We start from the raw sequence: 13,614 nt of genomic DNA on the forward strand, positions 1-13,614 counted from the left end.
GCTCTCACCCCAACTCCATATGCTTTGCACGAAGCTGACCGCAAGCGGCAGCAATATCATGTCCCTGTTCGCGGCGAATGGTTACGTTAATGCCCTGCTCCGAAAGAATGCGTTGAAAATTGAAAATGTCCTTGCGGGACGTTCTCACGTATTTACGCTCAGGCACATGGTTGACCGGAATCAAATTGACGTGGCACAGCATCGTTTTCAGCACGCTCGCCAGTTCCATTGCATGCTCCGGTTGATCGTTCATGCCGCCGATCAGCGCATATTCAAACGTGATTCTGCGGCCGGTTTTGGCCAGGTAATAACGAAGCGATTCCATCACGTCATCAAATGGAAAACGACGGTTTACCGGCATCAGTTTGGAACGGAGCGCATCGTTCGGCGCATGGATGGAGATCGCCAGGTTGATCTGGGTATCCTCGTCCGCAAAACGATAAATATTCGGCACGATACCGCTCGTGGATACGGTGATATGCCGCTGACCGATATTCAGCCCTTTTTCGTGGATCATGATGCGCAGGAACGTCATCGTTGCATCATAGTTTTCGAACGGCTCGCCCGAACCCATGATGACGATGCTGCTGACCCGTTCACCGCGTTCGTCCAAAATTTTCTGGGCCTGCACCACCTGAGCGACGATTTCGCCTGCAGTCAGGTTCCGTTTCAATCCCCCCAGCGTGGATGCGCAGAACGTGCAACCGATTCGGCAGCCCACCTGCGTTGTGACGCAGATGCTGTTGCCGTAGTTATGTTTCATGATCACCGTCTCGATGGCATGGTTGTCATGAAGGCCGAAGAGGAATTTTACCGTGCCGTCCTTGGACTCGAATTTGGTAATTTCGTTCAGCGTAACGAACTCGAATTGATCGGCCAGTTTGGCGCGCAGCGCCTTGGACAGATTCGTCATTTCGCTGAAGTCGTTCACCCGCTTCACGTAGATCCAGTCGAAAATCTGACCGCCGCGGAAGGCTGGCTCCCCGTTGTCCACAGCCCATTGCTGCAGTTCTTCAAGGGTGTAATCGTATATAAAAGGTTTCATTTTGTTGTCAACACCTATTCCTTCTTTATCTTTTCATTCTTTCTATTCTATCACAAAGACCGCCATACATCCATGTATACCCTGGCAACCCGCGATTCATGCATGATCACATCCGACTTGTACTATCGCATCCTATCATTAAGGGAGGTTCAGGGCAAGTCCGTTGGTTAGAAAAATAGAGCAAAAGCCGTTGAACAGCGCCATATGGACGGTGTTGACGCAAAAAATCCGCCATAGTCTCCTAAGGCGGACATCATTGCTGGCACGATCGGAGGTTCAGTCCGCGATACGTCTCAACCTGGCGATGAAAAAGCCGTCGCTGTGCGCATCTTGCGGCAATATCTGAACACCGCCGCGAAGGGTATTCCACTTCGTCGCCTCGGCTCCGGACCAATCGGCGTTCTCGGCACGGTACTCGGGATGCCGGTTCAGGAAGTTTGCTACCATGCGCTCGTTCTCGTCCGGCTCAATGGTGCACGTGCTGTAAACCAGAATGCCGCCCGGTTTAAGCAGCGGGGCAATCCGGTCAAGCAGCTCGCTCTGCAATGCCGCGATATCGGCGATATCGGCGGGAGATTTGGTCCATTTGACATCCGGCTTGCGACGGATCACGCCCAGGCCAGAGCAAGGTGCATCCAGCAAAATTCGGTCAAAGGACCCGGCCGGATACCTTTCGTCCAAGTCAAGTGCATTGCCGGTGATCGCATCGATGCATCCCAGTCCCAAACGTTCCGCCTGCTCCATGATCAAACGGCGTTTATGCGCATGCAGATCATTGGCTACGATCCGGCCGCGATCTTTCATCTTTTCGGCCATATGAGCGGTTTTGCCGCCCGGTGCCGCGCAGCAGTCCAGCACGACATGGCCTTCTTCCGGCGAGACGGCTTCGGCCACCAGCATGGAACTTTCGTCCTGTACGGACAACAGGCCGTCCCGATACCAGGACGTTAGCGCCATATTTCCGCCGCTGCGAACCAGGATGCCATCCGGGCTAAGCTTGGAAGCTTCCACTTCGACTCCCGCGCTTTCCATTTCCTGCATCAGCTTGTCCCGCGTCGTCATCGTTGTGTTCACGCGCACGCTGACGGCCGGAGGTTCGTTGTTGGCCTTGCAGATCGCTTCTGCCGTTTCCTCGCCATACTGGCTGATCCAGCGTTCGACCATCCATTGCGGGTGGGAATGCTGCAGCGCGATCCGTTCGGCGGCCGGCAAATGGTCGGGAATGCGCAGTTCGTCGCGCTGGCGCAGCATGCTGCGCAGCACGCCGTTTACCATGCCCGAGATGCCTTGGTGCCCCATTTTTTTCGCCAAATTGACCGCTTCGCTCACAACGGCATGCTCCGGAATGCGATCCAGATACATGATCTGATATACGCTGATCCGAAGCAGGCTGCGCACCCAGGGCTGCAGCTTGGCCAGTCCTTTGGCAACGAATTTTTCCAAGAAATAATCAAGCGTATTCCGCCGCGCAATCGTTCCGTAGACCAACTCGGTCGCAAGTCCCGCATCGGCCGCGCCAAGCCCGGCTTCGTTCAGCCGGCGGTTAAGCTCAAGGTTGCTGTACGCTCCCTCCTGCTCCACTGCGCTAAGCACGCTGACGGCAAGAGAACGCGCGGTAACCTTGGCTTTCCCCGACCGCCGATCGGCCTGGGCTCCCCGGCCAGCCGGAGCAGGACGCCGCGTGTCGCGCGAACCGCCCGGCTGCCGCCCCGATGTATTGCCGCTCATCGCAGCACCGTTCCCGGCTTCAGCGTGCCTCCGCGGGCAAAGTCAGCCGCCTTCATCGCCTTTTTGCCTGCCGGCTGGACTTCGGTCAGCCAGATCGAACCGTCGCCGGTGCGGACCTCGATGCCGTTTGCATTCGCTTGCAGCACCGTTCCCGGCTCGGCTTGTTCGCTGCCGGAAACCGAAACTTCGCCCGGCTCGCCCGGTTTGGCCACCGCCCACACTTTGAACACCTGCTCGTCCCAGAGGGAAAATGCGCCCGAAAAAGGCACCAAACCGCGCACCTGATTGAACAGTTCGCGCGACGTGCGCGACCAGTCGATTTTTTCGTCCTCGCGCGTCAGATTGCGCGCGTATGTCGACTGTGCATCGTCCTGCGGCACAGCCTTCGTTTCGCCTGCGATCAGACGCGGCATTTCTTCGCGCAGCAGTTCCGATCCGGCCTTGCTCAGCTTGGCAAACATCGTTCCGGACGTGTCTTCATCCGTAATCGGCACTTCCACGCGGGAAATCATGTCACCGGTATCCAAACCTTCGGCCATGTACATCAACGTAACTCCGGTTACGGACTCGCCATTGATAATGGAGCGTTGGATCGGCGCACCGCCGCGGTATTTCGGCAAAAGGGAGCCGTGTACGTTCACGCAGCCGCGAACAGGCATGTCCAATACCGCTTTGGGCAAAATCTGCCCAAACGCTGCCGTCACGATCAAATCCGGCTTCCATTCGGCCAAGCGGGCCACGGACTCCGGATCGCGCAATTTTACCGGCTGGAATACGGGCAGCCCGTGACGCTCGGCTGCCACCTTCACCGGAGTGGGCGTCAATACCTTTTTCCGCCCCTGCGGTTTGTCGGGCTGCGTCACCACACCCACGACGTTATATCCCTCGTTCAGCAGCATTTCCAACGAAGGAACGGCGAACTCGGGCGTACCCATAAATACAATGTTCAAATCGATCACTCCTTAGTTGCGTCGAGGTCCGTTCTGATCCGCCGAAATTTCGTACACCTTTTCGGCAATATCGGTGAAGAGCACGCCATCCAAGTGATCAATCTCGTGCTGGAATGCGCGGGCCAGCAAGCCGCTGCCCGTAATGATCAACTCGTTGCCTTCGCGGTCCAGGCCTTTAACTGTCACCGTTTCGCTGCGGCGAACGTCACCATTAATGCCAGGAATGCTCAAACATCCTTCCGGTCCGAACTGCTCGCCTTCTTTTGCGACGATTTCCGGGTTGATCATCTTGATCAATCCGTGCTCGTCCCCGGCATCGATGACGATGAGGCGTTTCAAAATTCCTACCTGCGGCGCCGCAAGTCCGACGCCTTCGGCGTCATACATCGTATCGGCCATATCGTCCAGCAATTTTTGCACATTTGGCGTAATTTTTGTGACTTCTTTGGCTCTTTTGCGGAGCACCTCATCCGGTTCTTTCACGATAATACGAATTGACATGTTGTAAGCACCTTCCCAATGGTTATCATAATTTCAGGATATCAAACTGTTGTTATCTAATTTATGTTTGGACCGCTTGTCTCCGTCCGCTTTTTTTGTCATTGCGGGCCATTCCCGCAAGCGAATTTCTTCCCGCCCTTATGGCGCAAAGCTTACATCAACATTTGCGGGTCTACATCCAGACTGATCTGCAGCTTCTGTGACTGGACATCATCGTCCATGCGACGCGCTGTCGCCAGTGCAAGTCCGATGGCGTCGACATCCCCCCGCCATTTTATCATACATTGGAATCTGTATCTATTCTTGATGCGCGGGATCGGGGAGGCGACCGGTCCAAGCACGTCAAGCGCTTCGCTGCTGAATCGGTCCAGGCTGCCCAACCAACCGGCGCCGTGGGCACGTTCCTTGAGCATCCGCACATAATTCTCCGCCAAACGAATGAGCACGGGCAGCTGCTCGTGCGAGAATGTGACCAGAATCAAACGGCAGTAAGGCGGGTACTGCAAATTGCGTCGGTGCAGCAGCTCTTCGCGTACAAAGGACAGATAGTCATGTCTGCTTGCATGTCCGATGGAATAATGCTCAGGGGTGTACGATTGCACGAACACCTCGCCAGGCAGCTGATGCCGGCCTGCGCGTCCGGCCACCTGCGTAAGCAGCTGGAACGTTTTCTCCGCTGCCCGGAAGTCAGGCAGGTTGAGCGCCGAATCGGCAGTAATGACGCCGACCAGGGTAACGTCGGGGAAATCGAGCCCTTTGGCAACCATCTGCGTGCCCAGCAGCACGTCCGCCTTTTTTTCCCGGAACTGCTTCAGCAGCTTTTCGTGAGCGCCTTTTTCCGTCGTTGTATCCACGTCCATCCGAATGACCCGAATGCCGGGGAAAAGCTTCGCCAGTTCTTCTTCGACCCGTTGGGTTCCGGTTCCGAAATAGCGAATATGCTCGCTCCCGCATTCGGGACACACTTCCGGCGCCGCTTCCGCATAACCGCAGTAATGGCAGCGCAGGTTGTTGGAACGCTGGTGGTAGGTCAAGGAAATATCGCACTCGGGGCATCCGGCCACATAACCGCAGCTCCGGCACATGACAAAGGTCGAGTACCCCCTGCGGTTCAGCAGGAGCACCGACTGCTCGCCTCGTTCCAATCGCTCCTCAATGGCCTTATGCAATGAACGGCTGAACATTGAGCGATTGCCTTCTTTTAATTCTTCACGCATGTCCACGATCCGCACGTCAGGCAAATTGTTGCCCAGCGCACGGGTGTGCATTTCAAGCAACAGAGGGGCGAAATCGTCATTGCTTTGCGAACGGGCCGCATAATAACTTTCCAGCGATGGCGTTGCCGAGCCGAGAACGACCACGGCCTGATGCTGCTGTCCTCGTTTGACAGCCACGTCGCGAGCGTGGTATTTCGGCGTTTCCTCCTGCTTGTAGGAGGTTTCGTGTTCCTCGTCCATAATGATGAGACCCAGGTTGCGAAAAGGGGCAAATACGGCAGATCGTGCGCCGATCGCCACTTTGACGCGGCCTTCACGGATCTTCCGCCACTCGTCATAACGTTCGCCGCCGGACAGGCGGCTATGCATCACCGCAACCTGGTCGCCGAAGCGCCCTTTGAAACGTTCCACCATTTGAGGGGTAAGCGCGATTTCGGGAACAAGCACGATGGCCTGGCGATCCTGTTCGATGCAGCGCTGAATCGTCTGGAGATATACTTCGGTTTTGCCGCTGCCGGTTACGCCATGCAGCAAAAAAACGCCATGGCGTCGTTCCCGCAAACGGCCGCTGATGCTCTCGTATACCGTTTGCTGCTCCGAAGTCAGCGCAAGAGGTTCGGTAGCGCGGAATCTGCGCCCTTGGTAAGGGTCCCGGAATACTTCGACGTCCTCGGTCACGACCAGCCCTTTTTCCTCAAGCCCTTTGACGGTAGCAGCGGATACCTGCAGCGTGGACAGCAATTCCTTCATCGGCATGGGCAGCAGCTCGTGCATCTCCAGCAAAAAGCCCAGCACTTCTTTCTGGCGCTGCGCCTTGGCCGGAAACGAATCCATCGCTTCCTTCGCAGCTGCGGCATCCACAGCGAGAGCAACGGATTTCAATGTTTTTTTACCCATTTTATCCTTGATGAGCTGGCTTTCGAGCAGCACGCCGGTGCGCAGCAGATTTTTGATCAGCTCTGCGTGATGGGGATACTTTCGGCTCAGCTGCTGTAAAGGCACTTGGCCCCGGTTCTGCACGAAGCGGATGATGTCCGTCCGAACCTTTTCGGAAGAGGATTCTTCGCCCCATGCCCACAATACCTCTTCCCCGGAGGTTGGTTCATTCGCTTGACCGTCGATCCCTTCCCCAATGGAGATGTACCGCTCGGCCTTTCCTTTCAGTGCTGTGGGCACCATAACCTGCAGCGACAGAATCCGGTTGCTGGCATATCGCTCGCTCATCCATTCCGCAAGCTCCACCAGGTCCGGGGACAAAGGCGGAACCAAGTCGAGCAGCTCCGCAATGGGTTTGAGCTTAAAGTTCTCCTCCCCCGTTCGCGGCACCAAATCGACCACAAAGCCCTGCACAGTCCGGTGCCCGAAAGGCACCCCGACCCTGCTGCCGATCTCGATCCATTCACGCATGGACTCCGGCACCAAATAATCGAACGGCCGGTCCGTCTGTTTCACGGGCACGTCGACGATGACCTTGGCAATCTCCATCTTAATCCCTCCCGGTCATGCGCTCCGCCGCAATGGCCAACAGCCGGTGTGCCACCGCTTGCTTGCTCATCAACTCAAGCTCTTCCACCAGGCCTTCCCGGTCATAGATATTCACCTTGTTCGTATCTGTGCCGAAGCCGGCATCCGTCCGGCTCACGTCGTTGGCGACGATCAGATCGCAATGTTTTCGCTCCAGCTTCTCGCGGGCGTATCTTTCGACATCATGGGTCTCTGCCGCAAAACCGATCAAAAATTGATGGTCCTTCCGTTTCCCGAGCGTCTCCAGAATGTCTATGTTTTTCACAAGCTCCAAGGACAGTGTATCGCCCTTTTTTTTGATTTTCTGGGATGCGACCGTTTGAGGGCGGTAATCTGCAACGGCCGCGGCCTTGACGACGATGTCGGCATCCGCCCATTCGGCCAGCACCGCTTCATACATATCCTGGGCCGACTGTACGGCAACAATCCGCACCCCTTCGGGAGGCGTTGCCTGGGTATTGCCCATAACCAGCTTTACCTCGGCTCCCAAATCACGCGCAGCCGCAGCGATCGCAAACCCCATTTTGCCGGAAGAATCATTCGTGATATAACGTACAGGGTCAATGCGTTCAATGGTACCGCCAGCTGTAACCACCACTTTTTTCCCCGAAAGCAAGGCGGTGTGCAGCGAAGCCGGTTCTGCTTGACCATCTGTCAGTCCCCGTGATTCCAGCATACCCGACTGTTGTTGCTCGAAGTACTGCTCGATCACTTCCACGATCGTTTCCGGCTCCTCCAGCCTTCCTTTGCCAACATAACCGCAGGCAAGCAGACCTTCGCCAGGTTCGATCATCATCGTACCCCGCTCCACGAGCAGCTGCATGTTGTGACGCACGGCCGGATGGTCATACATATGCACATTCATGGCCGGAGCAACCATAACCGGAGCGGTTGTGGCAAGCAAGGTCGTCGACAACATGTCATCCGCCAGTCCATTTGCCATCTTGGCAATGGTGTTGGCCGTAGCCGGGGCTACGAGCACCAGATCCGCCAGGTCCGCCAAATGAATATGCGACACGACCGCAGGTTCCCGTTCATCGAATGTATCGCTGTATACAACGTTTCGGGTCAGGGTTTGCAGCGTCAATTCGGTAATAAACTGTTTTGCGGAATCCGTCATGATGACGTGAACATCCGCCCCCTTTTGCACCAGTCTGCTGCATAATGTAGCCGCCTTGTAAGCGGCAATGCCTCCTGTTACGCCGAGCACGATTTTTTTACCGTTCAACATTGGTTACTTCCCCCGATATATAAGACGTAGAGAAAAAAATAACAACCTTGCGGTTGTCGAATGAATCCGGCCATGCCGGGTTATGCAATTGGAAGAAAAGCCGCAAGCGGCTTACTCTTCCTCTTCTTCGTCTTGCCCTTTGACAACGACGAGCAGATCACCATAAATTTCTTCGAGCGCCACGCCAACCTGCTTATGGGATTTCGGATTTCTCAGCTCCGATTTTTCCCCTTCACGCAGCTGTCTTGCACGACGGGATGCGGCAACAACCAACGAATATTTGCTGTCGACTTTGTTCATCATTTCATCAATAGAAGGATACAGCATGTTAACAAAACACCTCTTTGCATTAGTATAACCCCGGTCGCCGCCGCGGCACTTTTCTCTCTTTCCAGAATATATGCATGCGGCAGCGCCTAGATTATTTCCTGATCTTACAATGTTCGGCGATAATGATGCTTTCTATTCGTTTGCACGCCAGATCGATCTCATCATTGACAACCGCATAATCGTACTGCTCCAACAAATTAATTTCGTCGACCGCTACGGACATCCGGTGATCAATCGTCGCCTGACTCTCCGTACCGCGCCCCTGAATCCGATCTTTAAGCTCGTCCAACGAAGGAGGAAGCAAAAAGACAAAGATCCCTTCCGGGAACTTCTCCTTCACCTTCAGCGCGCCCTGGACCTCAATCTCCAGAATGATGTCGCGGCCTTCATTGATCGTATTTTCCACGAAATCACGAGGCGTGCCGTAATAATTCCCGACATACTCGGCATGCTCCAACAATTGATCCTGTTCGATCATGGCCATAAATTCTTCACGGGTTCTAAAAAAATAGTTCACGCCATGCTCTTCGCCAAGACGCGGCTGACGGGTCGTCGCCGATACCGAATAAATCAGTTCCGGCACCCGTTTGCGCAAAGCGCTGCATACAGTACCCTTCCCGACCCCAGATGGTCCGGACAACACAATCAGTAATCCCTTAGACATATTACACTCCATTTTATTCGTCGTTATCATCGTCTTTCGAGGAAAGACGATGGGCAACCGTCTCCGGCTGAACAGCAGACAGAATGACGTGGTCGCTATCCGTAATGATCACGGCACGCGTGCGTCTTCCGTACGTAGCATCAATCAGCATATGGCGGTCTCTGGCCTCTTGTATAATTCTCTTGATCGGCGCGGATTCCGGGCTTACGATAGAAATAATCCGGTTCGCCGACACGATGTTACCGAATCCAATGTTAATGAGTTTGATTGCCATAATCAGGTTCTTCCCCCTATACTTGCGACTCTTATGCCGAAATATGGCCGTTCATTCGATATTCGCCGCCTGCTCGCGAATCTTCTCCAGTTCCGCCTTCATTTCGACAACACGGTTCACCAGAGCCAAATGGTTGGCTTTTGAGCCAATCGTATTGACCTCCCGATTCATCTCCTGAATAAGAAAGTCCAGCTTCCGGCCTACCGGTTCATCACTTCTCAGCAGTTCCCTGCATTGTCCAAAGTGGCTCAGCAGACGCGTAAGCTCCTCCTCAATGTTGGAACGATCGGCAAATACAGCAATTTCCATACCCAATTTATGCTCATCAAAAGGGAAAGAGCCTTCTTCCTGCATTTCCGTTAGCCTTTGTCTAAGCTTGTTGCGGTAGTCACTGACGACAGTGGGCGCAAGAGCAAGCATCTCGGTATGCAGCGATTCGAGATGGGCGATTCGCCGATCCAGATCACTGGCCAGATGAAGACCCTCTCGGGCACGCATCTGTTCAAGCCCGGTCAGCGCTTCTTCCAATCCGGCATGCAGTACGCGCTCCCACTCCTGCTTTTCTTCTTCCGTAAGCAGGCCCACTCCGTCCGAATGAACCATGACGTCAGGCAACGCAAGCATGTCCTTGATGGTGGGTTTGCCCTGCATTCCGAAGCGTGATTCCAGTTGCTCCGCGGCCTGTAGATAGGCCCTGACCGCCTGCTCATTCAGCACGGCAGGCAGAGCCTCGTCCTCATCCTTTTCCTTCATTACATAAACATCAATCCGCCCGCGCTTCAAACGGCTCTGCACTTTCTTCCTCAAGCCGTCCTCATAATACGTCCACTCCTTCGGCAGGCGCATCATAACCTCGCAGTAGCGATGATTGACAGACTTGATCTCGAGCTGTACCTTGTAGCCGCCGAAATGAAAGGCGGATTGACCGTATCCGGTCATACTGAATGACATCGGCATCACATCCGTTACACTATTGTAATTGATTATTTGGGTTGAAACAAGTAGGACATTGGTGGGCGGATTTCTCCCACACATATCTCGTCAATTCCGCCGTCATGCCATAGAACATGAAAGGTGTCATCAAATAGATTCCGTTAAATTGCTCGGTTGCCACGTCGAGCAGCTCTTTGGCAATCGTCACGCCCATGGCTCGGCCTTGTTCGCCCTCAAGGCCCGCCATGCGGGAACGAACTTCGTCCGACAGCTGGATGCCCGGCACTTCATTATGAAGATACTCCGCGTTTCGTCCGCTTGCGAGCGGCATGATCCCGACAAAAATAGGCACTTCCAGATGTTTCGTCGCTTCGCGCATCCTTACGATCAATTCAGGATCATACACCGGCTGGGTCATGATATAGTCCGCTCCCGAAGCGATTTTTTTCTCCAGCCGCTGCACGGCTTTATCCAAATGCTTGACGTTCGGGTTGAAGGCGGCCCCGATCACGAAGCCCGCTTTTTGTTTGAGCGGTTTCCCCGAGAAAGCGATGCCGTCGTTCAGCTGCTTGATCATGCGAATGATTTCGAACGAAGTCAAGTCGTATACGGAGCTGGAGCCCGGAAGGTCACCAAAGCGGGCCGGGTCACCCGTAACGGCAAGCACATGGTTGATGCCGAGCGCGTCGAAGCCCATCATATGCGACTGCGTTCCGATCAGGTTTCGGTCGCGGCAGGCGATATGCACGAGCGGCCGCAAACCTGTCCGATCCTGAACGAGGTGGCCGAGGGCCATATTGCTCATACGGGTCACCGCAAGGGAATTGTCGGCAAGCGTCAGCGCGTCGGCACCCGCCGCCTTGAGTTCTTCCGCGCCTTTCATGAATTTTGCGATATCGAGGTCGCGCGGTGGATCAAGTTCCACAATGATCGTATGGCGCTGTTTGACCAGGTCAACGATGGTCGGCTGTCCGCCTCGGCCGGAACGCTCATCGAGATGTTCGTGCAATACAATGCGCGGTTTCGGCTCGGCCGGATCCGGCTCGGCAATCGGCAGCGGCGTATACTCGGCCAATGCGCGGGCCATGGCCGAAATGTGGTCCGGCGTCGTGCCGCAGCAGCCGCCGATAATGCGCGCGCCCAGTTCGGCGAATTGAAGCGCGGTCTGGCCAAAGTATTCCGGAGACGCGCCGTAGCGGAACTGACCGTCCACGTAATCCGCGGCACCCGCGTTCGGGTAAACCGACATCGGCAGTCCGATTTTGCCGGACACGGTTTCCATGGCACGCATGATTCCGTTCGGACCCGTGCGGCAATTAAAACCGATCACGTCGGCTCCCTGTTCGCGCATGATTCGAAACGCTTCAGGCATGGTGTAACCGTCAAGCGTGTGTCCGATGTTTTCAACGGCAAACTGTCCGATGACCGGCAGATCGCTCAGCTTCCGCGCTTGCCGCAATGCGATATCCATCTCCTCGATGTCATAGAACGTTTCAAGCAAAATGCCGTCAACGCCTTCGTCAAGCAAGGCGAAAATCTGTTGTTCATAGAATCGCTTCAGTTCGCTCGTGGACACGTTGGTCCGCTTGCCTCCGCGGATGGAGCCGACCGCGCCAAGTACGTAACCGTTGGCCCCGGCTACCTCCTTTGCAATCCGCACTCCCTCTCGGTTGACTTCCCCCACCTTCGATTCAAGCCCGAACTTGGACAGTTTGTCATAGTTGGCCGAGTAGGTGTTCGTCTCGAAAATTTCAGTCCCCGCGTCGCGATAACGGCGATGCACTTCCGCCACCACCTCGGGTGAAATCAAATTCAATTCCTCATAAGATATCCCCACAGGAAACCCCATCTGGTACAGAAACGTCCCCATCGCCCCATCCCCAATGAGAACCCGTTCCTGCAATGCGCTGCGCAAATCCGCCTTCATCCTCTTCCTCCCGCCTAACTGCAATCATTTTCATACTAATGTAACACAAAAAAAGCCCAAAAACGAAGAAAAACAAAGAATTTTCGGGATTAAACCCGTCACTTCATCTATTTGCGTTTTAATGTGTACTTCCCGCATGAGCGCGAATGGCTGAATAGGCTGCAAAATCCACGCATCATCTTGTTCGATATAAACAAATGGACGGCGCAACTCCCAAGGAGCGGACCGGGACCAACCATCGTTTGTCTCGCCATGACCAAGAGCAGAAATGCAGGATTGCAACCGAAAAAAGAGGCCCGCAGGCCTCTCTTGCTTGAATAGCGCATCGCTTATGCGATGACTCCTTTGAAAACAACTTCCGCCGGACCTGTCATGTATACATGGTTGTCCGACTCGTTCCATTCGATATGCAAATCGCCGCCTTTGAGGCTGATGACCGCAGTGCGATCCGTGTGCCCGTTCAGCACAGAGGACACGAGCGTTGCACATGCGCCTGTTCCGCAAGCCAGCGTTGGGCCGGCTCCCCGCTCCCATACTCTCATATCCACATGTCCGCGGTCGCGCACGGTCGCGAATTCAACGTTGATCTTTTTCGGAAACATCGGGTGAACCTCAAGCAGCGGGCCCCATGTCGCCAGATCGAAATGGACCGCGTCGTCCACATAAATAACCGCATGAGGGTTGCCCATGGAAACGGCGGTAAATTTGAACTCGCGTCCATTCGCTTCAATCGAGTGATCCAGTACCGGATTGGCATCCACCGTCGTCGGCACCTGAAGCCCGTCCAAAATCGGCTCGCCCATGTCGACGCGCACGGATGCGACTTCCCCGTCGTTAACGTTGAGGGAGACCGGCTGCACGCCGGCGCCAATCGTTTCGATCGTGATCTGCTCCTTGCTCATATGGCCGTGGTCGTATACGTATTTGGCTACGCAGCGGATGGCATTTCCGCACTGCTCCGCTTCCGAGCCGTCCGAATTGATGATCCGCATCTGAAAGTCCGCCTTTTCGGAAGGCAATATATAGACGAGCCCGTCCGCACCGATGCCGAAAAACCGGTTGCACCATTGAATAGCCCGTTCAGGCGCATCGGCGGGAAGCTGCTGTTCTCCATAAATCACGATAAAATCGTTGCCAAGCCCGTGCATTTTCGTAAATTCCATTGGCTGTACACTCCTTTTGGCATCTGCTGCCAAAGCGTTTATCGGCGTAAAAAAAGCTATCCGCCAAAATGCCGAAGCTCTCGCCCCGCATCATTTTGAGGATAGCATACCCGAAAACGGGCTTTAT

At 54.9% G+C, this 13,614-nt stretch carries 12 protein-coding genes; all 12 read right to left on the reverse strand.

Annotation, left to right across the window (positions count from 1 at the left end; genetic code table 11):
* Positions 1 to 4: 4 nt before the first annotated feature.
* The gene (gene rlmN, locus MKY59_RS20440) at positions 5 to 1,045 is read right to left on the reverse strand and encodes a 23S rRNA (adenine(2503)-C(2))-methyltransferase RlmN (RefSeq protein ID WP_236416416.1); all 1,041 of its coding nucleotides are present in this window, start codon (positions 1,043 to 1,045) and stop codon (positions 5 to 7) included.
* 276 nt (positions 1,046 to 1,321) lie between these two features.
* A complete protein-coding gene (rsmB, locus tag MKY59_RS20445) occupies positions 1,322 to 2,773 on the reverse strand; it encodes a 16S rRNA (cytosine(967)-C(5))-methyltransferase RsmB (RefSeq protein ID WP_339273468.1) in 1,452 nt (483 codons plus the stop codon).
* Complete coding sequence (fmt, locus tag MKY59_RS20450) at positions 2,770 to 3,723, reverse strand: methionyl-tRNA formyltransferase (protein WP_339273470.1); 954 nt, start codon at positions 3,721 to 3,723, stop codon at positions 2,770 to 2,772. The genes rsmB and fmt overlap by 4 nt, the downstream gene beginning before the upstream one ends.
* Positions 3,724 to 3,735: 12 nt before the next feature.
* A complete protein-coding gene (gene def, locus MKY59_RS20455) occupies positions 3,736 to 4,224 on the reverse strand; it encodes a peptide deformylase (RefSeq protein ID WP_236416423.1) in 489 nt (162 codons plus the stop codon).
* Positions 4,225 to 4,376: 152 nt separating this feature from the next.
* Positions 4,377 to 6,926, reverse strand: coding sequence for a primosomal protein N' (gene priA, locus MKY59_RS20460; protein ID WP_339273473.1), 2,550 nt, complete (start codon positions 6,924 to 6,926; stop codon positions 4,377 to 4,379).
* Between the two features lies 1 nt (position 6,927).
* The gene (coaBC, locus tag MKY59_RS20465) at positions 6,928 to 8,196 is read right to left on the reverse strand and encodes a bifunctional phosphopantothenoylcysteine decarboxylase/phosphopantothenate--cysteine ligase CoaBC (protein WP_339273475.1); all 1,269 of its coding nucleotides are present in this window, start codon (positions 8,194 to 8,196) and stop codon (positions 6,928 to 6,930) included.
* A 111-nt stretch (positions 8,197 to 8,307) separates the two neighbouring features.
* Entirely contained in the window at positions 8,308 to 8,523 is a 216-nt protein-coding gene (gene rpoZ, locus MKY59_RS20470) for a DNA-directed RNA polymerase subunit omega (RefSeq protein ID WP_236416426.1), read from the reverse strand.
* A gap of 94 nt (positions 8,524 to 8,617) precedes the next feature.
* Positions 8,618 to 9,190, reverse strand: a complete 573-nt coding sequence (gmk, locus tag MKY59_RS20475) for a guanylate kinase (protein ID WP_236416427.1) — start codon at positions 9,188 to 9,190, stop codon at positions 8,618 to 8,620.
* Between the two features lie 13 nt (positions 9,191 to 9,203).
* Positions 9,204 to 9,464: a DUF370 domain-containing protein gene (locus tag MKY59_RS20480; protein WP_006209218.1), complete on the reverse strand. Its 261-nt coding sequence runs from the start codon at positions 9,462 to 9,464 to the stop codon at positions 9,204 to 9,206.
* 51 nt (positions 9,465 to 9,515) lie between these two features.
* Positions 9,516 to 10,415, reverse strand: coding sequence for a YicC/YloC family endoribonuclease (locus MKY59_RS20485; protein ID WP_236416428.1), 900 nt, complete (start codon positions 10,413 to 10,415; stop codon positions 9,516 to 9,518).
* A 19-nt stretch (positions 10,416 to 10,434) separates the two neighbouring features.
* The gene (locus tag MKY59_RS20490) at positions 10,435 to 12,324 is read right to left on the reverse strand and encodes a bifunctional homocysteine S-methyltransferase/methylenetetrahydrofolate reductase (protein ID WP_236416429.1); all 1,890 of its coding nucleotides are present in this window, start codon (positions 12,322 to 12,324) and stop codon (positions 10,435 to 10,437) included.
* 329 nt (positions 12,325 to 12,653) lie between these two features.
* On the reverse strand, positions 12,654 to 13,487 hold the full coding sequence (dapF, locus tag MKY59_RS20495; RefSeq protein ID WP_339273479.1) for a diaminopimelate epimerase: 834 nt from the start codon (positions 13,485 to 13,487) through the stop codon (positions 12,654 to 12,656).
* Between the last annotated feature and the right edge of the window lie 127 nt (positions 13,488 to 13,614).

This window comes from Paenibacillus sp. FSL W8-0426, assembly GCF_037969725.1.
GTDB classification, from domain to species: domain Bacteria; phylum Bacillota; class Bacilli; order Paenibacillales; family Paenibacillaceae; genus Paenibacillus; species Paenibacillus hubeiensis.